Here is a 22262-nt window from a genome sequence, read left to right on the forward strand (position 1 = left end):
CGGTTCCGGATCCGGCACGTACCCGTGAGTGAGGCATGCGACACATCACTCGGCCGCCACCACGGTCGACGGCGGCCGGACGGCCCCGGGGCGGGAACGGACGTCGTCGGTGCACTCGTAGCGGCGCGGCCGGTCGTCGCCCGGACCGCCCAGGACCACCGAGCCGTCGCCCTCGGCCGCGGCCGAGTCGGAGAACGTGCAGACGATCTGGGCGAGCGCGTACGCGGTCAGCTGGTCCGGCGCGGTACTCAGCCGCAGCGTGTCCTCGGGATCCGTGCGGCGAGGCCCGGTCACGCTCATGCCGCCCTGCACGTACGTCGTGTAGCCCGCGTTCTTCTCGCTCTCCGAAGGCGTCTGGGCGAGCTGGTCCAGCAGGCCCTGGGCCACTATCACCCGCCGCCGCGCGTCCGCCGTGCCGTCCGGCACACGCACCGACCGGTCGACGGTCACCAGAGAGGAACGGCACAGCAGGAACACCTGCACCGGCACGCCCCGCGAGGACTGCGCCGACAGATCCGGCTCGGCGAGCGAACAGGGCACCCGGGAGGGCGCCCCGCCGAAGTCGGTGGGCACCTCGGTGGCCCGGATCCCGCATCCGGTGAGGAGTACGGCGAGCAGGGGCAGCGCCAGCAGGCGTCTCGCGTTCATGACGCCTCGATCCTCTTCATGACGCCTCATTCCTCGGACCGCCCGAACTGTCGTGCCCGCCGCGCTTGTTGTCGGTCTCCTCCGAAGGCTCCGCCGGGTCCGAGGTGTCCCTGGGCAGGCGCAGGGTGAACACCGCCCCGCCCTCGGGGGAGTTGGCGGCGGTGATCCCGCCGCCGTGGATGTGGGCGTTCTCCATGGCGATGGACAGGCCGAGGCCGCTGCCCTCGGAACGCGGGCGGGAGGCGCTGGCCTTGTAGAAGCGGTCGAAGACGTGGGGGAGGACGTCCTCGGGGATGCCGGGACCGTGGTCGCGCACCTGGATCACCAGCTCGTCGTCCGTCGGTCGCACCGACACCCGCACCGGGGAGCCGCCGTGCTTGAGGGCGTTGCCGATGAGGTTCGCCAGGATCACGTCCAGGCGGCGCGGGTCGAGACGGGCGTGGATGCCGCGCTCGGCGTCCAGTTCCACCGCGTCGAGCCAGGCCCGCGCGTCGATGCAGGCGGTGATCTGGTCGGCGATGTCGACGTTGTCCAGGACCAGCCGGGCGGTGCCCGCGTCGAAGCGGGTGACCTCCATCAGGTTCTCGACCAGGTCGTTGAGGCGGCGGGTCTCGCTGACGACCAGCCGTACGGCCGGTTCGATCATCGGGTCCATGCCGCCCGCCTCCGACTCCAGCTCCTCCTCCAGCACCTCCGTCACGGCGGTGATGGCGGTGAGCGGCGTACGGAGTTCATGGCTCATGTCCGCGACGAAGCGCCGGGACGCCTCGTCGCGCGCGGCCATGTCGTCGACCCGCTTCTCCAGCGCCTCGGCCGCCTTGTTGAACGTCCGGGAGAGATCGGCGAGTTCGTCGGTGCCGGAGACCCTCAGGCGTGTGTCCAGCCTGCCCTCGCCCAGACGCCGGGCGGCGACGCCGAGGCGGTGCACCGGCTTCAGTACGGTCGTCGCGGCGGCCTGCGCGAGCAGAGCCGAGCCGATCAGCGCGAGCCCCGTGGCGATACCGAGCGACCAGGCCAGCGAGTTGAGGTCCTTCGCCTCCGGCTCCAGGGACTTGACCATGTAACCGGTCGGACCGCCGCCGATCAGCTTCGTGCCGGCCACCAGATACGGGGTGCCGTGGTCCACGATCCGCTGCCAGTACAGGTGGTACGCCGAGTTGTTGCCGTCGGTCACGTCCTGTTGCTTGTTCACCGCGGCGCGCAGCGTCTTCGGCACGTCCTCCAGTTCGAACCCGTTCAGGCCGCCCGAGTTGCCGTACACCGTCCTGCCGTCCGCGTCCTGGGCGACCAGCAGCACGGTGAAGCGCTGGCTGCTGTTGGCCATCTGGCCCGCCGTGCGCTGCAGTTCGTCCTGGGTGGGGTGCACCGGCAGCGCACCCGCGCGGTTCTGCATCTCCTGCCGGAAGTCGCGCAGCACCGCCTCCTGGGTGCGGGTGAGCACGGCCTCCCGATTCAGCCAGTACGCGATGCCCGACGCCGACACGGCGGCGGTCAGCGCCACCAGCCCGAAGACCACGACCAGCCGCAGCCGCAGGCTCGTGAAACGCAGCCCTGACAGTGCTCCCTTGCGACCCGCGGCCCAGCCGCGGAACCCCCCTTGCGCGTCCGTCACTGAGGAGCGTCCAGGCGGTAGCCGACTCCACGGACGGTACGGATCAGGGTCGGGGACGACGGCACGTCCTCCACCTTCGCGCGCAGTCGCTGGACACAGGCGTCCACGAGCCGAGAGTCGCCCAGGTAGTCGTGCTCCCACACCAGCCGCAGCAACTGCTGCCGGGACAGCGCCTGTCCGGGCCGCCGGCTCAGCTCGAGCAGCAGCCGGAGCTCGGTCGGGGTGAGCTGGAGATCCTCGCCGTTCTTCGTCACGGTCATCGCGGAACGGTCGATGACGAGGCTGCCGAACGCCGCCGAGTCGCTGGACTCTCGCTCCCCACGGCGCAGCACCGCCCGGATCCGGGCGTCGAGGACCCGCCCCTGCACGGGCTTGACGACATAGTCGTCGGCGCCGGACTCCAGCCCGACCACCACGTCGATGTCGTCGCTGCGCGCGGTCAGCAGAATGATCGGCAACTGGTCCGTGCGCCGGATGCGCCGGCACACCTCGAACCCGTCGATACCGGGCAGCATCACATCCAGCACGATCAGGTCGGGCCGCTGCTCGCGCAGCAGCTTCAGACCGTCCTCGCCGGTGGCAGCGGTGGCAACCCGGTGTCCCTGGCGCGTCAGTGAGAGCTCCAGGGCCGTACGGATGGCGTCGTCGTCCTCGATCAGCAACAGGGAAGGCACGGGCTCATTCTGGCCCATGGCTGGGCGGGATTCGACACCTGTACGTCTACGTACACGTAGCGCTCTTGTCTGTGACCGGGCCGTGCCGTACGTACGAGCGACCCCTGTGACAGGTCTGTGACAGTCGACGGACACGGCCATGAAGGTCCCCGGGCAAGCTTTTCGGCACAGGCAAGGAAGCAAACCGAACACTGGAAGTCCACGACGGGGGGCGCGAGATGAACACGCTGCACGGCATGAGCACCAGCGCAGTGATCACGCGCCTGCACGACGCCACCCGGAGTTCTTCGGAGAAGTCCGGTGCTGTGAGCGGGCGGGGGTGCGCTCGCGGCGCCGGGCGTCAGCACACCACGTTGATGTCGGTGGTTGACGCTCGTACGGGGGGAAGCAACACGGGGGTCACGGGGGCCCACGGGGGAAGCGCGTACGGGGAGGACGCGGGGGAGCACCGCTCGCTGACGGAGGCGGAGTTCACTGCCTACGTCCAGGAGCGTCGCGCCTCCCTGTACGCCACCGCCTACCACCTGACCGGCGACCGCTTCGAGGCCGAGGACCTGCTGCAGAGCGCGCTGTTCTCGACGTACAAGGCGTGGGACCGGATCAGCGACAAGGCGGCGGTCGGCGGATACCTCCGCCGCACCATGACGAACCTGCACATCAGCGCCTGGCGGCGCCGCAAGCTCAACGAGTACCCGACCGAGGAACTGCCGGAGACGCCCGGCGACACGGACGCGATGCGTGGCACCGAGTTGCGCGCGGTCCTGTGGCAGGCGCTGGCCCGGCTGCCCGAACTCCAGCGGACCATGCTGGTCCTGCGTTACTACGAGGGCCGTACGGACCCGGAGATCGCGGAGATCCTCGGCATCAGTGTCGGCACGGTCAAGTCCAGCATCTGGCGCTCGCTGCGCCGGCTGCGCGACGACGAGGTCCTCAGCTTCGGCCGTGACGAGGAGGACGCCTTCGGCGAGCTCGTCGCCTGAAGGTAGGGGGAAACGGGGGTCCGGGGGGACCCACGGGGGAGCTCCGCCACGGGGGACACGGGGTGGAGCGAGGAAGCGGGACTGGAGGGCCGGGGGGTCCGTCCAGTCCCGTTTTCGTGTGCACGAGCTTGTGTGTACGGCCCCTACGCCGACGTCTGTGTCCGTGCGGGCGTCTGCCGGCCCGCCGCCGCGGCCGCCAGCCTGCCCAGTGCCTCGTCCCGGTCGCAGGGGTGGGCGCCCAGCGACACCTGGCGGGCGACGATCGCCCGTTCCGCGCGCATCAGCCGCCAGCCGCGACGGAGCAGGAACGGCACCGACTTGCGGCCCTCCTTCAGGTCGCGCAGGAAGCGGCGCCGGAAGGTGGTGACCGGACCGCGGCTCAGGCACAGCGCGTCGGCCAGCACCCCGAGTTCGTGACAGCGCCGTACGATCTCGGCCGCGAAGATGCCCTCCGCGATGAACAGCGGGGTGCGCCCGATGTGCAGCGCCTCGTCGCCGGTGCGGGCGCTCAGCGCGATGTCGTACACCGGCACGGCCGTCGACCCCGTGGCGCACAGCCGGATGATGGCCTCGACCGCGACGTCCGCGTCCCATGACTCCGGGTGGTCCCAGTCGATGTCCGAACTCCCCGCCACCAGCGGCAGCGTCGGGTCGTCGCCCTCCTTGTAGAAGTCGTCGAGGCGCAGGACGGGCAGCCCGCAGCGGGCGGCGACGAGTGACTTGCCCGAGCCCGAGGGGCCGCACAGCAGCACGACACGGGCGGGGGACGGGGGATGAATGCTCACGGAACACCAGTTTGACGCATCGTGCGCCCGTTGCCGACCCCGCGGGTCGGCTTTGGAGCGCGCATCACACCTCAACTACCCTTCGTGTCGATCCGCTTACCCTGCGCACCAGAAGGTGGCACCAGCCATGGCCCGACACGCGTCCCCCCTCAACTCCCCCGCGCAGCGCGCCCTGTTCGCCCTCGCGACCGCAGCGGCGGCCCTGGGCGCGGGCGCGACGACGGCGTCCGCGAGCCCGGTCGTCGACGTGCCCTCGCGCCCCACGTCGCTCGGCGACATCGACCCACAGGCGGGCCTGCAGGCCCTCACGGGCTCGGTGCACTACGTCACGGGCCCGATCCAGGCCCTCAAGCCCAACCCCCTCGCAGGCGCGGGCGCCGACCCCCTCGACAACGGCGTGGGCACCCAGCTGGCGGACTTCCAGCCCCTGACCTCCCAGGCCCTGACGGGGCCGGTGGCCCAGGCGCAGTCGCTGGGGGCGGTGCCGGTGGTGGGGCAGGTGACGGGGGCGCTGGGCGGGCTGGGCTGACGTACGTACGACGAGAGCCGCGCTTCCCCTGGACGGAGGGGAAGCGCGGCTCTCGGGCTGTGTCGGGTCAGTAGGACGAGCCGGAGGCGCCCAGGGAGCCCGTCGGGTGCCAGACCGTCTTTGTTTCCAGGAATGCCGTCAGGCGGGTCGTGTCCGGAGTTGTCGACCAGTTGTCCACAGGCTGTGGACGGAGGACTCGCTTCAGGTTGTCCGCCGCCGCGATCTCCAGTTCCTTCGCCAGTGCCTCGTCGGCGCCCGCGAGGTCGATCGCGTTGACGTCCTGGTGGGCGGCGAGGGGGGCCGCGATCTCCGCCGTACGGCCGGAGAGGACGTTGACGACACCGCCGGGGAGGTCGGAGGTGGCCAGTACCTCGCCCAGGGACAGAGCCGGGAGCGGGGACTTCTCGGAGGCCACGACGACCGCCGTGTTGCCCGTCGCGATCACCGGGGCCAGCACCGAGACCAGGCCCAGGAACGACGACTCCTGGGGGGCCAGGACCGCGACCACGCCCGTCGGTTCGGGGGAGGAGAGGTTGAAGAATGGCCCGGCCACCGGGTTTCCGCCGCCGACCACCTGGGCGATCTTGTCGGTCCAGCCCGCGTACCAGACCCAGCGGTCGATCGCCGCGTCGACCTGGGCTGCCGCCTTCGACTTCGACAGGCACTCGGCGTCCGCGACCTCGCGCACGAACTGGTCCTTGCGGCCCTCCAGCATCTCCGCGATCCGGTACAGGATCTGACCGCGGTTGTACGCCGTCGCACCCGACCACGCGCCGAACGCCTTGCGCGCGGCCACGACCGCGTCACGGGCGTCCTTGCGGGACGAGAGCGGTGCGTTCGCCAGCCACTTGTCCTTCGGGTCCGTCACCTCGTACACCCGGCCGCTCTCGGAACGCGGGAACTTGCCGCCCACGTACAGCTTGTAGGTCTTGAAGACGGAAAGTCGCTCTTCGATCTTTTCGGACTTCTCAGACATCGAGGTACGCCTCCAGGCCGTGGCGGCCGCCCTCGCGGCCGAAGCCCGACTCCTTGTAACCGCCGAACGGCGAGGTCGGATCGAACTTGTTGAACGTGTTGGACCAGACGACGCCCGCGCGGAGCTTGCTCGCCACCGCCAGGATGCGGGAGCCCTTCTCCGTCCAGATGCCGGCGGACAGGCCGTACTGCGTGTTGTTGGCCTTCGCGACCGCCTCCTCCGGCGTGCGGAAGGTCAGGACCGACAGCACGGGGCCGAAGATCTCGTCGCGGGCGATGGTGTGCGCCTGGGTGACGTTCGTGAACAGGGTCGGCGCGAACCAGTAGCCGGAGGAGGGGAGTTCACATGCCGGGGACCAGCGCTCGGCGCCCTCCGCCTCGCCCTGCTCTGTCAGCGCGGTGATCCGGGCCAGCTGCTCGGCGGAGTTGATCGCACCGATGTCCGTGTTCTTGTCGAGCGGGTCGCCCAGGCGGAGGGTGGAGAGCCTGCGCTTGAGCGAGTCGAGCAGCTCGTCGTGGATCGACTCCTGCACCAGCAGGCGGCTGCCCGCGCAGCACACCTGGCCCTGGTTGAAGAAGATGCCGGTGACGATGCCCTCTACGGCCTGGTCGATCGGCGCGTCGTCGAAGACGATGTTGGCGCCCTTGCCGCCCAGTTCGAGCGTGAGCTTCTTTCGCGTGCCCGCGACCGTGCGCGCGATCTCCTTGCCGACCGCCGTCGATCCCGTGAACGCGACCTTGTTCACGTCCGGGTGCGCGACGAGCGCGGCGCCCGTGTCGCCGTACCCGGGAAGGATGTTGACGACACCCTTGGGCAGGCCCGCCTGGCGGCAGATGTCCGCGAAGAACAGGGCGGAGAGGGGGGTGGTCTCGGCGGGCTTGAGGACGACCGTGTTGCCGGTCGCCAGCGCCGGGGCGATCTTCCACGCCAGCATCAGCAGCGGGAAGTTCCACGGGATGACCTGGCCCGCGACGCCCAGCGGACGCGGGTTCGCGCCGAAGCCGGCATGGTCGAGCTTGTCGGCCCAGCCCGCGTAGTAGAAGAAGTGCGCGGCGACCAGGGGGAGGTCCGCGTCGCGGGTCTCCTTGATCGGCTTGCCGTTGTCCAGCGTCTCCAGGACGGCCAGCTCGCGGCTGCGCTCCTGGATGATGCGGGCGATGCGGAACAGGTACTTGGCGCGCTCGGAGCCGGGCAGCGCCGACCACTTCTCGAAGGCCTTGCGGGCGGCCTTCACGGCACGGTCGACGTCCTCGGCGCCGGCCTGGGCGACCTCGGACAGCACTTCCTCCGTGCTGGGGGAGACCGTCTTGAAGACCTTGCCGTCGGCCGCCTCGGTGAACTCGCCGTCGATGAACAGGCCGTAGGACGGGGCGATGTCGGCGATCGAGCGGGACTCGGGCGCCGGTGCGTACTCGAATACGGAAGCCATGATGATCAGTCCACCGTCACGTAGTCGGGGCCGGAGTAGCGGCCGGTGGCCAGCTTCTGACGCTGCATCAGCAAGTCGTTCAGGAGCGAGGAGGCGCCGAAGCGGAACCAGTGGTTGTCCAGCCAGTCCTCGCCCGCGGTCTCGTTGACCAGGACGAGGAACTTGATCGCGTCCTTGCTGGTCCGGATGCCGCCGGCCGGCTTCACGCCGACCTGGACGCCGGTCTGCGCACGGAAGTCGCGCACAGCCTCCAGCATGAGGAGCGTGTTGGCGGGGGTCGCGTTGACGGCGACCTTGCCGGTGGAGGTCTTGATGAAGTCGGCCCCGGCCAGCATCCCGAGCCAGCTCGCCCGTCGGATGTTGTCGTACGTCGACAGCTCGCCGGTCTCGAAGATGACCTTCAGACGCGCGGCGCCGGAGGCCTCCTTCACAGCGGTGATCTCGTCGTACACCTTGAGGTAGTGGCCCGCGAGGAACGCCCCGCGGTCGATGACCATGTCGATCTCGTCGGCGCCCGCGGCCACGGCCTCGCGCACGTCGGCCAGCTTCACGTCGAGCGCGGCGCGGCCGGCCGGGAAGGCGGTGGCGACGGAGGCGACCTTGACGCCGGAGCCGGCGACGGCCTCCTTGGCGACGGCGACCATGTCCGGGTAGACGCAGACGGCCGCGGTGGTGGGCGTCGTACGGTCCGTGGGGTCGGGGTGGACCGCCTTGGCGCCGAGGGCCCGGACCTTGCCCGGGGTGTCCGCGCCTTCCAGCGTCGTCAGATCGACCATCGAGATGGCGAGGTCGATCGCGTACGCCTTCGCGGTGGTCTTGATGGAACGGGTGCCGAGCGAGGCGGCGCGCGCCTCCAGGCCGACCGTGTCGACGCCGGGCAGCCCGTGGAGGAAGCGGCGCAGCGTGCTGTCGGACGCGGTGACGTCCGTCAGAGCGTGAGCTGTGGGTGCAGTGGTGGGCATGGTCACCAGGCGAGCATATCTACGCGCGTAGCGGCTGTACACCCCGAGGAGGGTGGATCGTTATGCGGGTGAGGGTTGCGGAGTGCTCCGCCCTGACTCCGTGAATTGACCACAAGATTGAACTTGTGGAATCATTTGCACATGGTTCGGATCGCTATCAGTGCCGCCCGTTCCCAGCTCGGCGACCTTGTCCGCCGGGCCGCCCACAGTCGCGAGACCATCGCCCTCACCGACCACGGTCATGTCGCCGCTCTCCTCGTGTCACCGCAGGTCATAGAAGATCTGGAAGACGCCCTTGCGGTGGCCGACTATCAGCGGCGCAAGGCGGAGGGGACGCTCGGCCCGGGTATCCCTATGGCTGAAGTACGAAGGCGACTGGGGCTCGAACAGAAGTGACCTACGAGATCTACTTCGAGCCGCACGCGCTCGACGTCGCCGCCCGCTTCCTGAAGGAAGACCCGAGTGGCTTAGCTGTGGTCCTGGACGCCATCGACGAGCTGGCGCATGATCCTCGCCCCGTGGGGTCGGTCGTGTACGGCTCACCCGACCTCCGCCGGCTGCACGTCGGCGACTACCGGGTCCTCTACGTCATCGACAACGAGGTGATCCACATCCTGGTCACCCACCTCGGCCGAACCGCCTGACCCGAAACGAGAGCCGCGACTTCCCCTCCATCCCGGGAGCACGGCTCTCCACCCTTACCGGACCCGGCGGCACCGGGCGGCCCGTCCGCGCGTCGCGGGCATGGGGCAGAATCGGCAGCATGACGACCCCGGACCACCAGTCACCCGCGCCCCAGCCCCCGGTGCCCGCCGCCAAGGACCGGATCTATCGATCGCCCGCCGGGCTCGTGGGTGGCGTGCTGTTGCTCGCCATCATCCTGTGGCTGGGCATCGACGCGCTGGTCAAGGGGCATGGGCGCACGCCGTGGCTGGCGCTGGCGGGGCTGATCCTCGTCGTGCCGCTCGTGATCGCCTTCACGCTGCGCCCGGCCGTCTTCTCCGGCGACGACCGGCTGCGCGTCCGCAACCCGTTCCGGGTGATCACGCTGCCCTGGGGCGAGATCGTGTCGCTGCGCTCCGCCTACTCCAACGAGGTCGTCACCAAGTCCGGCGCCAAGTACCAGATGTGGGCGGTGCCCGTGTCGCTGCGGGCCCGTAAGAGGGCGGCGCAACGGGAGGCCCGGGCGGCGGCTGCGGCGCGGGCCGCCGCCGCGGGTCGCGGTGGACGCCGGTCGGGTGGGTTCGGCGGCGGTGGGTTCGGGGGCTTCGGCGGGTTCGGCGGGGCGCGCGACGCCGGTGACACCGGGCCGGTCCGGGCCGAGACCGACAAGGTGATGGACGACCTGCGCGAGACCCTGGCCCGCCGGGAGCACGAGAAGTCGGCGCAGGGCGAGGTCACGGTCCGCTGGGCCTACGAGGTCGTGGCGCCGGTGGTGGCCGGGGCGGTTCTCGTGGCCATTCTGCTGGCGATCGGCTGATTCCGACGGGGTGGTCTGCGACTGGCCTGGCGTCGTCGTCCGGGGGACGGCCCCTGGACGGTCGCGTGCCCGTGGGAGCGCTTCCGGCCGACCGGGCGACGTTCTCGACTCCCGCGTAGCGAGCGCTTCCCTTTGCCTTTCCTGGGGGTTTCCTAGGGAACACTTTGCCGTGAAGCGTGCCCATGGCAGGTACTTTCCCCTGTCGGCCGTCACGCCTGGCTCAGTAGATTGTTATTGCCGCCCCAGTGTCTGACCTGCGCATTTTACTCTTCCATGGGCGGCTGGGGTGGGGACATGGAGCAGTCCGGTGGCACGGCAAGACCTGCCGTGGCCGTGACGGGTATGAGATGTCTGATCGACCTCGACGGGGCGGGCCGGTTCGGCTGGCGGCTGGTGGCGTCCAACGGGGCGAGCCCTTCCTCGGCCCCGGCAGCCGACCCGACCCCCAGCCCCACCGAGACCACGCCCGAGCCCGTTCTCACGCCCCCGTCGGACACCGCCCCGGCCCCGGAGCCGACGACCACCCCGCCCACCACAGCGGCCCCGGAACAACCCACGGACACGGCGACCCCGACCCCCGCACTGACGCCGGAGCCCGAGCCCACCCCGACCGACACCACCACCCCGGCCGCCGAAGGCACGAGCACGACCGAGGCCGCCGCCACGCCCACGGGCTGAGCTGCGGCGCCTGCGAGGGGGCCGGACACGGGGTTCAGATGCCTGGGGGGCGGGCCGAACCCCGTGTCCGGCCCTTGCTCGGCATCCCGTCTTCGGGCGAAGGGGGCTCGGGACACCTGGTGGGGGCGGAAGAGTCCAAGGGGGGAGAGGACTCCGACCGCACTCCCCACCAACATGGGACGGCGGAGGCCGCAGCAGGCAGCCGGGAAGCATGCGACGCCCCAACTCCCCGTGAATCAGGGGGCGCTCGGCCAGACCAGCAGCATGTACGCGCCGCAGTATGCCGAGCCCGCCACCGCCGCCGCCAGGACCAGCGCGCTGTGTCGGCGGGAGCCATGGGACAGATGCCGGGCCACGGGCAGCAGGAGCGGGAAGCCGGGCAGCAGGAAGCGGGCGCGGGGGAAGTAGACGCCGCCGCTGAGCACGACGATCGCCAGCAGGACACCGGTGAACACGAGCAGCGGTACGGGCTGCCGGTCCCACACGGACACGGCGAACAGCACGGCGGACACGAGCAGCGTCAGCGTCACCATGATCAGGAACAGCTCGGGCTTGTGATCATGCCCCAGCAGCTCCCGCAACCGGCGCAGGGTCTCCCAGCCGCCATCCAAGTCGTTGCGCCACAGCCGCTGTACGGCGAAGTAGCCGTCCCAGCGGCCCAGACGCAGGCCCACCCAGCCGACGTACCCGCACCAGCCGAGCGGAGCGAGCGCGGCGCCGGCGAGGGCCTGCCAGGAGAAACTGCGGCGCAGCGAGAGCAGCGCGGCGACGGAGACCGCCGCCGCCACCGCGACCCCCGTCGGCCGGGTCAGCCCGGCGAGACACGCACCGGCACCGGCCCAGCCCCACCGCCCGTCGAGCACCGCGTACAGCGTCCAGGCGGCGAAGGCCGTGAACAGCGACTCGGTGTACCCCATCCACTGCACGAGCCCGACCGGCAACGCGCCCCACAGCACGGTGAGCAGCAGCCCGACCCGCCGCCCGTGCAGCCGGTCGCCCACCGCGAACACACCCCAGGCGGCGAAGAAGGAGGCGAGTACGGCGAGCCCCAGCCCGGTACTGGCCCGGCTGCCCGGCGTGACGACGGCGACCGCCTTCACCAGCACCGGGTAGAGCGGGAAGAAGGCGAGGTTGTTCGAGTCGTACGCACTGCCGAGCCGCCGCGTGTACCCGTGGTCGGCGATCCCGAGATACCAGTCGGCGTCCCACTGCGTCGCCAGCATCGGCCAGACACCGTGGTGGCGCCGGTGCGCCCACACGGCCAGGAACAGCAGGGTGCACAGGTGTACGGCGAGAAAGGCGCCCAGAGCGGGAGCCGCGCGCCGCAGGCTGCCCAGCACGCATGGCGGTATGGCGGTGGTGGGGGTGAGAGGTCGCCGGGTGCCCGGGATGTGCCCGCGGGGGGCGGTGTCGGGGGCGGTCGAGTGCACGGCGGCGGCTCCAGTACTCGGCGGGCGGTACTGGATCACCGTGTCCCGGACACGGGCGGCGCGGCGCGGCGGGTGCGTCAGCCGTAGCCGCGAAATCACCCTTTGGAGTGCCCTTGGTTTTCGGTGCACTCCAAAGGGAGCGAACTCGTGCCTCAGATACCGGCGGCCGAGGCCAGATCCCGCTTGACGGCGTCGAGCAGTTCGGCGGCCCGGGTCCGGGCACCCGGCAGCTCGGCGTGGTCGGCGACCGGCACGACCACCTCCAGGTAGCACTTCAGCTTGGGCTCGGTGCCGCTGGGCCGGACGACGACGCGGGCGCCGTCGAGTGTGTAGCGCAGTCCGTCGGTGGGCGGCAGCTTCTCGCTGCCCTTGCTCAGGTCGTCGGCCCGGACGACGGCCAGACCGCCCAGTGCGCTCGGCGGCTGATCGCGCAGGCGCCGCATGGCGTCGGAGATGACCGACAGGTCCTCCACCCGCACGGCGAGCTGGTCGGTGGCATGCAGCCCGTGCTCGACGGCGAGGTCGTCGAGCAGGTCGAGGAGGCTGCGGCCCTGCTCCTTGAGCTCGGAGGCGAGTTCGGTGATGAGCAGGGCGGCGGTGATGCCGTCCTTGTCCCGCACTCCGTCCGGGTCGACGCAGTAGCCGAGGGCCTCTTCGTACCCGTACCGCAGTCCGTCCACGCGGGCGATCCACTTGAAGCCGGTGAGGGTCTCCTCGTACGGCAGCCCGGCCGCGTCGGCGATCCGCCCGAGCAGGGAGGAGGACACGATGGACTCGGCGAAGGTCCCGGTGACACCGCGCCGCACGAGATGGGCGGCGAGGAGCGAACCGACTTCGTCGCCGCGCAGCATGCGCCAGTCGTTCCCGTCCTTGACGGCGACGGCGCAGCGGTCGGCGTCGGGGTCGTTGGCGATGACGAGGTCGGGGTCGGTCTCGCGGGCCCTGGCGAACGCGAGGTCCATGGCGCCGGGCTCTTCCGGGTTGGGGAAGGCGACGGTCGGGAAGTCCGGGTCGGGCTCGGCCTGTTCGGCGACCACCACGGGCTCCGGGAAGCCGGCTCGCGCGAAGGCGGCGAGCAGAACGTCCTTCCCGACGCCGTGCATGGCCGTGTAGACGGTGCGGGCGGTACGGGGGGAGCCGGTGGCGAGTACGGAGTCGGTACGACCGAGATAGGCGTCGAGCGCGGAGTCGTCGAGGACGTCCCACCCGCGATCGGGTCGCGGAACGTCGTTGAGGGAGCGGACGGCATCGATCTCGGCGGCGATCTCGGCGTCGGCGGGCGGCACGATCTGTGAACCGTCGCCGAGGTAGACCTTGTAGCCGTTGTCGCGGGGCGGGTTGTGGCTGGCGGTGACCTCCACACCGGCGACGGCGCCGAGGTGCCGGATGGCGTAGGCGAGGACGGGGGTGGGCAGCGGCCGGGGGAGAACGGCCGCACGCAGCCCGGCGCCGGTCATCACGGCGGCGGTGTCACGGGCGAAGTCGGCGGACTTGTACCGGGCGTCGTACCCGACGACGACGAGCCCGTCGCCCTGTCCCTGCTTCTTGAGGTAAGCGGCGAGTCCGGCGGCGGCCCGGATGACGACGGCCCGGTTCATCCGCATGGGCCCGGCACCCAGCTCACCCCGCAGCCCCGCGGTACCGAACTGCAACGTGCCACTGAAACGGTCGGCGAGCTCCGTGACGTCCCCCGCGTCGATCAACTTCGCGAGTTCGTCCCGGGTATCGGCGTCGGGGTCCTCGGCGAGCCAGGCCTTGGCCCGTGCGATGAGATCGGCATGCACGTGGGGTCAACCTCTCGGTATTGGTTGCTTGCTCCGCCCACCCACCCGACTCGGTGGGCTGGGAGGTGGAGACCGGGCGGGGGTGCGGTGTCGGGTGCGGGGCGGGGGTGCCGGGGCGGAGCCCCGCGAGGGGCGCAGGGGACGCAGTCCCCGCCGGGGCCCGGGGCGGAGCCCCGGGGGTGCGGGAGCTTTCCAGCCCACCGAGTCGGGCGGGCGGGTGGGCAAAGCCCCGGCTACAGCCTGCGCAGCAACCGTTCCAACAACGCCCCCATCCGAGCAGCAGAATCCCGCCCCGCCTGCAGAACCTCCTCATGGTTCAGCGGTTCCCCCGTCATCCCCGCCGCAAGGTTCGTCACCAGCGAGATCCCGAGCACCTCCGCCCCAGCCTCCCGCGCAGCGATGGCTTCGAGCACCGTCGACATGCCCACCAGGTCCGCCCCGATCACCCGGGCCATCCGGATCTCGGCCGGCGTCTCGTAGTGCGGCCCGGGGAACTGGGCGTACACACCCTCCTCCAGCGAGGAGTCGATCTCCTTGCACAGCGCCCGCAGCCGAGGCGAGTACAGATCGGTCAGGTCGACGAAGTTCGCCCCGACGATCGGCGAGGTCGCCGTGAGGTTGATGTGGTCGCTGATCAGCACCGGCTGCCCCGGCCGCATGCCCTCGCGCAGCCCCCCGCACCCGTTGGTCAGCACCACGGTCTTGCAGCCGGCGGCCACCGCGGTCCGTACGCCGTGGGCCACCGCGGAGACGCCCCGGCCCTCGTAATAGTGCGTACGGCCCAGGAAGACCAGCGCACGCTTGTCACCGATGGCGTACGAGCGGACCTTGCCGCCGTGTCCCTCGACGGCCGGCGGCGGGAAGCCGGGCAGCGCCGTGACCTGGAACTCGGCGTCGGGAGCGCCCAGGGCATCGACGGCCGGAGCCCAGCCGGAGCCCATCACGAGGGCGACGTCATGGGTCTCGGCGCCCGTGAGCTCGCGCAGGCGCTCGGCGGCGGCGTCGGCGGCGGCATAGGGATCGCCCTGGATGTCGCCCGGAAGAAGAGATGCGTTCACGGCGATGAGACTATCCGGTCCTGGCCTACGCGCGTAGATGATGGAGGTCACGGGATGGCGATCGTTGTCCTCTCGTTTCCAGCAAAGGGTGTCCCGAAACGGCCGCGCGCCGGCCTCTCGAGGCTCCCGCAAAAACCACACAAGGCGGCAAACACCTCAACAGGGCCGCTTACGCAGCTCCATCACATAGTCGTGTGGCGCCCCCGCCGACTCGACGGCGTCCGCGATCTCCCCCAGATAGCGTGCTGAGGGCAGACCGCCCTCGTACCCGTTCAGCACGTACACCCACGTCGACTCCTCCCCGTCCAGCGTGTGCACCCGCACCCGGACGCGCCGGTAGATGCCGAGTCCGACGCCCTCCCACCGGTCCAGGGACTCCTCGTCCGGGGGCGCGACGTCGTACAGCCCGACGAAGACCTGGCACCCCGGCTCCTCGACGATCGTCGCCAGCGCGCCCTCCCAGCCCAATTGCTCGCCGCCGAAGGTCAGCCGCCACCCGTTCAGCCAGCCCGTTGCGCGCAACGGCGAGTACGGGGCGCGGCGCGACATCAGCTGCGCGTCGAGATTGCCGGCGTACGCGGCGTAGAGCGACATGGCTCGAGAGTACGTCAGCGGAAACTCCGGCCCCCCGCGCCCCGGGAACTACTTCCGCATCCCCCATCCACCCCACCGCTTCCACAGATAACGGAAAGCACACCAGTCACGCCCCCGGGCAGTAGCACCTTGAAGCGTGCGGGACAATGGGGTACGTGACTCGGATCGTGATCATCGGTGGCGGACCCGGCGGATACGAAGCGGCGCTGGTCGCCGCGCAGCTCGGCGCGGAGGTGACCGTCGTCGACTGCGACGGCCTCGGCGGCGCGTCGGTGCTGACCGACTGCGTGCCGTCGAAGACCCTCATCGCCACGGCCGAGGTGATGACCACCTTCGACTCCTCCTACGAGGAGCTGGGCATCATCGTGGCCGACGACACTCCGCACATCGACACGCCCGCGCGGGTCGTCGGCGTGGACCTCGGCAAGGTCAACCGCCGTGTGAAGCGCCTCGCGCTCGCCCAGTCGCACGACATCACCGCCTCCGTCACCCGGGCCGGCGCCCGCGTCCTGCGCGGCCGTGGCCGGCTCGAGGGCATGCAGGCACTGGACGGCTCCCGCAAGGTCGTCGTCACCGCCGCCGACGGCACCGAGGAGACCCTGGTCGCCGACGCGGTGCTGATCGCCACCGGCGGTCACCCACGCGAGCTGCCCGACGCCCAGCCCGACGGCGAGCGCATCCTCAACTGGACGCAGGTCTACGACCTCGACGAGCTCCCCGAGGAGCTCATCGTGGTCGGTTCCGGTGTCACGGGCGCCGAGTTCGCCGGCGCCTACCAGGCCCTCGGCTCCAAGGTCACCCTCGTCTCCTCCCGTGACCGCGTGCTGCCGGGCGAGGACCCCGACGCCGCCGCCGTCCTGGAGGACGTCTTCCGCCGCCGCGGCATGAACGTCATGGCCCGCTCCCGCGCCGCCTCCGTCAAGCGCGTCGGCGACAAGGTCGAGGTCACCCTCGCCGACGGCCGTGTGATCACCGGCTCGCACTGCCTCATGGCCGTCGGCGCCATCCCCAACAGCGCGGGTCTCGGCCTGGAGGAGGCGGGCGTCAGGGTCCGCGAGTCCGGGCACATCTGGACCGACAAGGTGTCAAGGACCACCGCGCCGGGCGTGTACGCCGCCGGTGACGTGACCGGCGTCTTCGCCCTCGCCTCGGTCGCCGCGATGCAGGGACGTATCGCCATCTACCACTTCCTCGGCGACGCGGTGACCCCGCTCGACCTCAAGACGGTCTCCTCCAACGTCTTCACCGACCCCGAGATCGCCACCGTCGGCTACACCCAGGCCGACATCGACGCGGGCAAGATCGAGGCCCGGGCCGTGAAGCTCCCCCTCCTGCGCAACCCGCGCGCCAAGATGCAGGGCATCCGCGACGGCTTCGTCAAGATCTTCTGCCGGCCGGGCACCGGGATAGTCGTCGGTGGTGTGGTCGTCGCGCCCCGCGCCTCGGAACTGATCCACCCCATCTCGATCGCCGTCGACAACAATCTGACTGTCGAACAGATCGCGAACGCCTTCACCGTGTACCCCTCCCTTTCGGGGTCGATCGCCGAGGTGGCCCGACAGCTGCACACCCGCAAGGCGACCGGCGAGTTCTGACGTCCGGCTCCGACTCCCCGCTGGTCACGGGGAGTTGTCGAGCATGCGTGCGGCATAGGCGGGACGGATAGGCCCTATACCACCTCGCGTCCTGCCATGCGAACAACTTCTGTTATTCGGCGCAAACTGCTGAAAGCAGACGGTCGTTGGGGTTACTGTCAGTTTCGTGTTCGCTGCAGAACGTCGTCAATTGATCCTCGAAATGGTGCGAGCGAATGGGGCCGTGTCGCTCCGTGAGCTCGCCCGCGTCGTCCAGACCTCCGAAGTGACCGTGCGGCGGGACGTGCGCGCACTGGAGGCAGAAGGACTCCTCGACCGCCGGCACGGCGGTGCGGTATTGCCGGGCGGGTTCACGCGGGAATCCGGCTTTCCGCAGAAGTCACATCTCGCGACCGCCGAGAAGACGGCCATCGCCGATCTCGCCGCCGGGCTCGTCGAAGAGGGCGAGGCCATTGTGGTCGGGGCGGGGACCACCACCCAGGAGCTGGCCCGCCGGCTCGCCCGGGTGCCCGGTCTGACCGTCGTCACCAACTCCCTGCTGGTGGCCCAGGCGCTGGCCCACGCCAACCGCGTCGAGGTCGTGATGACCGGCGGCACCCTGCGCGGCTCCAACTACGCCCTGGTCGGCTCGGGAGCGGAGCAGTCCCTGCAGGGCCTGCGCGTCTCCAAGGCGTTCCTGTCGGGCAGCGGTCTGACCGCGGAGCGTGGGCTGTCCACGTCCAACATGCTCTCGGCGTCCGTCGACCGGGCGCTGGTGCAGGCCGCCGCGGAGGTCGTCGTCCTCGCCGACCACTCCAAGCTGGGCACGGACACGATGTTCCAGACGGTGCCCACGGACGTGATCACCCGGCTCGTCACCGATGAGCCGCCGGCGCACGACGACCGTGCGGGCACGGAGTTGCAGGCGCTGGCGGATCAGGGGGTGCAGATCGCCGTCGCCGGGGCGTCGGGAAACCCGGGGGGTGATCATGTCCCGGCGCGGCGCGCTCCGTTGCCGGGACCGCGCGCTCCGCGCCGGGAGGTGCCAGGCGCTCTGCGGGCAGCCGCGGTTGTTGGTGAGCAGGGTTCAGGCGAGCGGCGCGTTGCTGATATGCGTCGACGGTAATGCTCTTGCGAGTTGGCGGTGCCTATTCGCCGTAGGGGTGCGTTTTGGCTGCGGCTGCGTTGTGGTTGCTCGCGCCCACGCGGCGGAGCCGCATATCGACACAGCCCCGCCCCCCTTTGGGGGCTGCGCCCCCAAACCCCCCTTCGGGGCGCCTGAGCGCCCCGAAGACTGGTGTGCGGGTCAGTCCTTGATCTCGCAGATCACCGCGCCCGACGTGAGCGACGCGCCGACCTCTGCGCTCAGGCCCTTGATGGTGCCGGCCTTGTGGGCGTTGAGGGGCTGTTCCATCTTCATGGCCTCCAGGACGACGACCAAGTCGCCCTCCTTGACCTCCTGGCCCTCCTCGACTGCGACCTTGACGATCGTGCCCTGCATCGGGGAGGCGAGGGTGTCGCCGGAGGCGACGGGGCCCGACTTCTTGGCCGCGCGGCGCTTGGGCTTGGCGCCGGCCGCGAGGCCGGTGCGGGCCAGGGTCATGCCGAGGGAGGCGGGGAGGGAGACCTCCAGGCGCTTGCCGCCGACCTCGACGACGACCGTCTCACGGCCCGCGTCCTCGTCCATCTCGGCGTCGGCGGGGGCGGTGAACGGCTTGATGTCGTTGACGAACTCGGTCTCGATCCAGCGGGTGTGGATCGTGAACGGCTCGGTGGAGCCGGTCAGTTCGGGCGCGAACGCCGGGTCCTTGACCACCGCGCGGTGGAACGGGATGGCCGTGGCCATGCCCTCGACCTGGAACTCGCCCAGCGCACGCGCGGCCCGCTGGAGGGCCTCCTTACGGGTGCGGCCGGTGACGATCAGCTTGGCGAGCAGCGAGTCCCACGCCGGGCCGATCACGCTGCCGGACTCCACACCGGCGTCGAGGCGGACACCGGGGCCGGAGGGTCCGTCGAAGCGGGTGACCGTACCGGGTGCGGGCAGGAAGCCGCGGCCGGGGTCCTCGCCGTTGATGCGGAACTCGAAGGAGTGGCCGCGCAGCACCGGGTCGCCGTAGCCGAGTTCCTCGCCGTCGGCGATGCGGAACATCTCGCGGACCAGGTCGATGCCGGCGATCTCCTCGGTGACCGGGTGCTCGACCTGCAGGCGGGTGTTGACCTCCAGGAAGGAGATCGTGCCGTCCGCCCCGACCAGGAACTCGACGGTGCCGGCGCCGACGTAGCCGGCCTCCTTGAGGATGGCCTTCGAAGAGCTGTACAGCTGGTCGAGCTGCTCGGTGGAGAGGAACGGCGCGGGGGCCTCCTCCACCAGCTTCTGGTGACGGCGCTGGAGCGAGCAGTCACGCGTCGACACGACGACCACGTTGCCGTGGCTGTCGGCCAGGCACTGGGTCTCCACGTGCCGGGGCTTGTCGAGGTAGCGCTCGACGAAGCACTCGCCGCGGCCGAAGGCGGCCACGGCCTCGCGGACCGCCGACTCGTACAGCTCGGGGACCTCGTCGAGGGTGCGGGCGACCTTCAGGCCACGCCCGCCGCCGCCGAAGGCGGCCTTGATGGCGATCGGCAGCCCGTGCTGCTCGGCGAACGCCACGACCTCGTCGGCGCCGGACACCGGGTCCGGCGTACCGGCCACGAGCGGGGCGCCCGCGCGCTGCGCGATGTGCCGCGCGGCCACCTTGTCACCCAGGTCGCGGATGGCCTGCGGGGGCGGGCCGATCCAGATCAGGCCCGCGTCCAGGACCGCCTGCGCGAAGTCGGCGTTCTCGGACAGGAATCCGTAGCCGGGATGGATGGCGTCCGCGCCGGACTCCCGCGCGGCGTTCAGGACCTTGTCGATGTCCAGGTAGCTGGTGGCCGGGGTGTCACCGCCCAGGGCGAACGCCTCATCCGCCGCCCGGACGTGCAGAGCGTCCCGGTCCGGTTCCGCATACACGGCAACGCTCGCGATCCCGGCATCCCGGCATGCCCGGGCCACGCGGACAGCGATTTCGCCACGGTTGGCGATGAGCACCTTGCGCACGATTGAGGCTCCCTCCTTGAAACAAGCCGAGTTTAGGGACTGCCGACACGGCACTTCGACCCGTCCCCAATGGTGAGCTTGCCCACACGGAGCGTGATTCGAGGCTCGCTCGACCCGCGAAAGCCCTTGTCGCACCTCGGTACGCAGGACTCCTCCGGAAAACCCTAGCCCGGCCGTGTGGTCAAGGTCTCTGTGAGAGGGTGCTGCGCCCCACTTCGTTTCTTTGTTGAGTCCCTACGAATGGCCCAACGATTTACTGGTGGCGGCAGAACCCTTGTCCCCCGGTTTACCCGTTAGTAGCGTTCGTGAGGTCTCGAACGTACTTCAGGTAACAGCAGCCTTGCTCGGGCTGAGGTCGAAAGTGGGTGGGACCGGTGGTGCGCAGACCGGTGGCGTGGATCGTGGCGGTCGTCCTGTTCGCCGAAGCATTGGGGATAGCGGCGATCAACTGGTTCCTGGGGGTGGTGGTCGACCGGCAGGACATGTCGCTGGCCGGCCTCGACCCGGACATGATGTCCACGTCCTCGAAGATCGGCGGAGTGGTCTTCGGGCTCTACTTCGCCCTGTGCGGGCTCGTCGCGCTGTTCGTCGCGATCCGGGACCGGGCCCCCGCGGGCTTCGGCCGCATCCTGCTGATCAGCGCCGCCGTGGTGCACGGCCTCCTCGGCGCGTTCGCCTGGGGGCTGCTCGGCTGGCCCCAGTTCGTGTTCATGGTCGTCGTACTGGCGCTGGTCATGCTGCTCCTCATGACGTACGACGGCCAGGACGGCACCGCACAGGCCGCACCCGGCGGCGCCGAGGGCGGTGGCGCGCCGGAGGCCAAGGGCACTCCCGAGGAGGCGGGCGAGGAGTCGCGGGTGGCGGCCGGGGCGGGACGCGCCGAGGGCGGGCCCGAGGAGCCGGAGGACGGCGTCCCTGCCCTCGTCACCCGCCAGCCGGTGTCCACAACTCCGTGATGCCGACGCCCAGTTCGGCCAGCAGTTTGCGCACGAGGGGCAGGCTGATGCCGATCACGTTGCCGTGGTCGCCGTCGATGCCCTCGATGAACGGGGCCGAGCGGCCGTCGAGGGTGAACGCCCCGGCGACATAGAGAGGTTCCCCGGAGGCGACGTACGCGGCGATCTCCTCGTCCGTCGGCTCACCGAACCGTACGACCGTGGACGCCGTTGCGGACACGTACCGCTTGTTCGCCGTGTCCCAGATGCAGTGCCCCGTCTGGAGGGTCCCCGCCCGCCCGCGCATCGACTTCCAGCGGGCGGTGGCCTCCTCCGCGTCAGCGGGCTTGCCCAGCGCCTCGCCGTCCAGCTCGAGCACCGAGTCGCAGCCGATCACCAGCGCGCCCTGCACCTCCGGCCGCGCCGCCACGACGGAGGCCTTCGCCTCGGCCAGCGCGAGTGCCAGCTCGGCGGGGGTGGGGGCGGTGACGGCGTCCTCGTCGAAACCGCTGACGATCACCTCGGGATCCAGGCCGGCCTGCCGGAGCAGCGCCAGCCGGGCGGGGGACTGGGAGGCTAGGACGAGGCGTCTGCGCGGCTTTGCAGTCATGCGGTCAGGTTAGCCATGCCGGCGTGCGGTCCTCACCTCAGGCCGATCACGATCATGGCCAGGACCATGGCCAGGGCCATGAGGAGACCGAGCCGCCGCAACATGTCCTGCATGTCGCGCAGTTCCTTCGGCGGCTCGTTCTCGGGGTCGGACCACAACATCCCACCAGCGTGAGGCTTGGCCGGACAGGGCGCCTGAGTAGGCGTACTCAAATTGGTGCCGGTGCTGCTCAGCTGGGCCAATACGTGCGGGTCCAGGACGCCGGGCCCGGCTTGGGCAGGTGGGCCGAGGCGATTCGGGACGGGTCGGACCAGGCGTCGCGTGCGCCGGGCGCGCCGGGGGGCAGTGTCGCTGCCGCCGCGGCGCGGGCGCGGACCACCGCCAGGGCGGCGGCCAGCTCCTCCTTGGTCGGGTTGCCCCGTACGACCTTGATCTTCATGGGAAG

Annotated in this window: 24 protein-coding genes; 9 read left to right on the forward strand and 15 right to left on the reverse strand. The window is 70.7% G+C overall.

The features are described from left to right. Positions 1–45: 45 nt before the first annotated feature. The 3 genes from ACFYXB_RS02445 to afsQ1 are packed head-to-tail and all read right to left on the reverse strand — an operon-like array spanning position 46 to position 2934. The gene (locus ACFYXB_RS02445; RefSeq protein ID WP_389576929.1) at positions 46–648 is read right to left on the reverse strand and encodes a hypothetical protein; all 603 of its coding nucleotides are present in this window, start codon (positions 646–648) and stop codon (positions 46–48) included. Between the two features lie 16 nt (positions 649–664). Next, positions 665–2260, reverse strand: coding sequence for an ATP-binding protein (locus tag ACFYXB_RS02450; protein ID WP_389576931.1), 1596 nt, complete (start codon positions 2258–2260; stop codon positions 665–667). Further along, entirely contained in the window at positions 2257–2934 is a 678-nt protein-coding gene (gene afsQ1 / locus ACFYXB_RS02455; RefSeq protein ID WP_351351775.1) for a two-component system response regulator AfsQ1, read from the reverse strand. The genes ACFYXB_RS02450 and afsQ1 overlap by 4 nt, the downstream gene beginning before the upstream one ends. Before the next feature lie 218 nt (positions 2935–3152). Here afsQ1 and ACFYXB_RS02460 point away from each other — a divergent pair, with 218 nt between their 5' ends. Beyond that, positions 3153–3914: a SigE family RNA polymerase sigma factor gene (locus ACFYXB_RS02460; protein ID WP_389576933.1), complete on the forward strand. Its 762-nt coding sequence runs from the start codon at positions 3153–3155 to the stop codon at positions 3912–3914. A gap of 143 nt (positions 3915–4057) precedes the next feature. On the opposite strand, the gene ACFYXB_RS02465 is transcribed toward ACFYXB_RS02460, so the two are convergent. Beyond that, positions 4058–4699: a uridine kinase gene (locus ACFYXB_RS02465; protein WP_389576935.1), complete on the reverse strand. Its 642-nt coding sequence runs from the start codon at positions 4697–4699 to the stop codon at positions 4058–4060. Positions 4700–4826: 127 nt separating this feature from the next. On the opposite strand from ACFYXB_RS02465, the gene ACFYXB_RS02470 reads away from it, so the two are divergent. Continuing rightward, positions 4827–5228 (forward strand): hypothetical protein, encoded by a 402-nt coding sequence (locus ACFYXB_RS02470; protein ID WP_389576937.1) that lies wholly within the window; start codon positions 4827–4829, stop codon positions 5226–5228. 67 nt (positions 5229–5295) lie between these two features. On the opposite strand, the gene ACFYXB_RS02475 is transcribed toward ACFYXB_RS02470, so the two are convergent. The 3 genes from ACFYXB_RS02475 to deoC are packed head-to-tail and all read right to left on the reverse strand — an operon-like array spanning position 5296 to position 8595. Continuing rightward, positions 5296–6204 (reverse strand): aldehyde dehydrogenase family protein, encoded by a 909-nt coding sequence (locus tag ACFYXB_RS02475; RefSeq protein WP_389576939.1) that lies wholly within the window; start codon positions 6202–6204, stop codon positions 5296–5298. After that, entirely contained in the window at positions 6197–7633 is a 1437-nt protein-coding gene (locus ACFYXB_RS02480) for an aldehyde dehydrogenase family protein (protein ID WP_388498729.1), read from the reverse strand. Before ACFYXB_RS02480 ends, ACFYXB_RS02475 begins: the two co-directional genes overlap by 8 nt. A gap of 5 nt (positions 7634–7638) precedes the next feature. Further along, the gene (gene deoC / locus ACFYXB_RS02485) at positions 7639–8595 is read right to left on the reverse strand and encodes a deoxyribose-phosphate aldolase (protein ID WP_389577432.1); all 957 of its coding nucleotides are present in this window, start codon (positions 8593–8595) and stop codon (positions 7639–7641) included. Positions 8596–8736: 141 nt separating this feature from the next. Here deoC and ACFYXB_RS02490 point away from each other — a divergent pair, with 141 nt between their 5' ends. The 4 genes from ACFYXB_RS02490 to ACFYXB_RS02505 all read left to right on the forward strand — a co-directional run bounded on the left by ACFYXB_RS02490 (position 8737) and on the right by ACFYXB_RS02505 (position 10753). Then, positions 8737–8991, forward strand: coding sequence for a type II toxin-antitoxin system Phd/YefM family antitoxin (locus ACFYXB_RS02490; RefSeq protein WP_389576941.1), 255 nt, complete (start codon positions 8737–8739; stop codon positions 8989–8991). Further along, a complete protein-coding gene (locus tag ACFYXB_RS02495) occupies positions 8988–9239 on the forward strand; it encodes a type II toxin-antitoxin system RelE/ParE family toxin (protein ID WP_389576943.1) in 252 nt (83 codons plus the stop codon). Before ACFYXB_RS02490 ends, ACFYXB_RS02495 begins: the two co-directional genes overlap by 4 nt. 119 nt (positions 9240–9358) lie before the next feature. Beyond that, a complete protein-coding gene (locus ACFYXB_RS02500) occupies positions 9359–10075 on the forward strand; it encodes a PH domain-containing protein (RefSeq protein WP_389576945.1) in 717 nt (238 codons plus the stop codon). Between the two features lie 294 nt (positions 10076–10369). After that, positions 10370–10753, forward strand: coding sequence for a hypothetical protein (locus ACFYXB_RS02505; RefSeq protein WP_389576947.1), 384 nt, complete (start codon positions 10370–10372; stop codon positions 10751–10753). 236 nt (positions 10754–10989) lie between these two features. Here the strand turns inward: ACFYXB_RS02505 and ACFYXB_RS02510 are convergent, their stop codons facing one another. The 4 genes from ACFYXB_RS02510 to ACFYXB_RS02525 all read right to left on the reverse strand — a co-directional run bounded on the left by ACFYXB_RS02510 (position 10990) and on the right by ACFYXB_RS02525 (position 15619). Next, on the reverse strand, positions 10990–12183 hold the full coding sequence (locus ACFYXB_RS02510; protein WP_389576949.1) for a hypothetical protein: 1194 nt from the start codon (positions 12181–12183) through the stop codon (positions 10990–10992). A 152-nt stretch (positions 12184–12335) separates the two neighbouring features. Then, the gene (locus ACFYXB_RS02515) at positions 12336–13967 is read right to left on the reverse strand and encodes a phospho-sugar mutase (protein ID WP_389576951.1); all 1632 of its coding nucleotides are present in this window, start codon (positions 13965–13967) and stop codon (positions 12336–12338) included. A gap of 233 nt (positions 13968–14200) precedes the next feature. Then, positions 14201–15025 (reverse strand): purine-nucleoside phosphorylase, encoded by an 825-nt coding sequence (locus tag ACFYXB_RS02520; protein ID WP_389576953.1) that lies wholly within the window; start codon positions 15023–15025, stop codon positions 14201–14203. 156 nt (positions 15026–15181) lie between these two features. Continuing rightward, positions 15182–15619 carry a gamma-glutamylcyclotransferase gene (locus ACFYXB_RS02525; protein WP_389576955.1) on the reverse strand — a complete coding sequence of 146 codons (438 nt, stop codon included), beginning with the start codon at positions 15617–15619 and terminating at the stop codon, positions 15182–15184. 146 nt (positions 15620–15765) lie between these two features. Here ACFYXB_RS02525 and ACFYXB_RS02530 point away from each other — a divergent pair, with 146 nt between their 5' ends. Both ACFYXB_RS02530 and ACFYXB_RS02535 read left to right on the forward strand, forming a co-directional pair. After that, positions 15766–17214 (forward strand): NAD(P)H-quinone dehydrogenase, encoded by a 1449-nt coding sequence (locus ACFYXB_RS02530; RefSeq protein WP_389576957.1) that lies wholly within the window; start codon positions 15766–15768, stop codon positions 17212–17214. 190 nt (positions 17215–17404) lie between these two features. Continuing rightward, the gene (locus tag ACFYXB_RS02535; protein ID WP_351351934.1) at positions 17405–18319 is read left to right on the forward strand and encodes a DeoR/GlpR family DNA-binding transcription regulator; all 915 of its coding nucleotides are present in this window, start codon (positions 17405–17407) and stop codon (positions 18317–18319) included. Between the two features lie 180 nt (positions 18320–18499). On the opposite strand, the gene ACFYXB_RS02540 is transcribed toward ACFYXB_RS02535, so the two are convergent. Next, on the reverse strand, positions 18500–20272 hold the full coding sequence (locus tag ACFYXB_RS02540) for an acetyl/propionyl/methylcrotonyl-CoA carboxylase subunit alpha (protein ID WP_389576959.1): 1773 nt from the start codon (positions 20270–20272) through the stop codon (positions 18500–18502). A gap of 374 nt (positions 20273–20646) precedes the next feature. Between ACFYXB_RS02540 and ACFYXB_RS02545 the strand changes: the two genes are divergently transcribed. Continuing rightward, a complete protein-coding gene (locus ACFYXB_RS02545; protein WP_389576961.1) occupies positions 20647–21228 on the forward strand; it encodes a hypothetical protein in 582 nt (193 codons plus the stop codon). On the opposite strand, the gene ACFYXB_RS02550 is transcribed toward ACFYXB_RS02545, so the two are convergent. The 3 genes from ACFYXB_RS02550 to ACFYXB_RS02560 form a co-directional block, all read right to left on the reverse strand. Beyond that, entirely contained in the window at positions 21197–21817 is a 621-nt protein-coding gene (locus ACFYXB_RS02550) for a Maf family protein (RefSeq protein WP_389576962.1), read from the reverse strand. The two genes, ACFYXB_RS02545 and ACFYXB_RS02550, sit on opposite strands and share 32 nt — an antisense overlap. 32 nt (positions 21818–21849) lie before the next feature. Further along, positions 21850–21978: a morphogenic membrane protein MmpB gene (gene mmpB / locus ACFYXB_RS02555; protein ID WP_351351856.1), complete on the reverse strand. Its 129-nt coding sequence runs from the start codon at positions 21976–21978 to the stop codon at positions 21850–21852. A gap of 68 nt (positions 21979–22046) precedes the next feature. Beyond that, positions 22047–22256: an acyl-CoA carboxylase epsilon subunit gene (locus tag ACFYXB_RS02560; protein ID WP_351351859.1), complete on the reverse strand. Its 210-nt coding sequence runs from the start codon at positions 22254–22256 to the stop codon at positions 22047–22049. Between the last annotated feature and the right edge of the window lie 6 nt (positions 22257–22262).

The organism is Streptomyces sp. NPDC002619 (assembly GCF_042889305.1).
Lineage (GTDB): Bacteria > Actinomycetota > Actinomycetes > Streptomycetales > Streptomycetaceae > Streptomyces.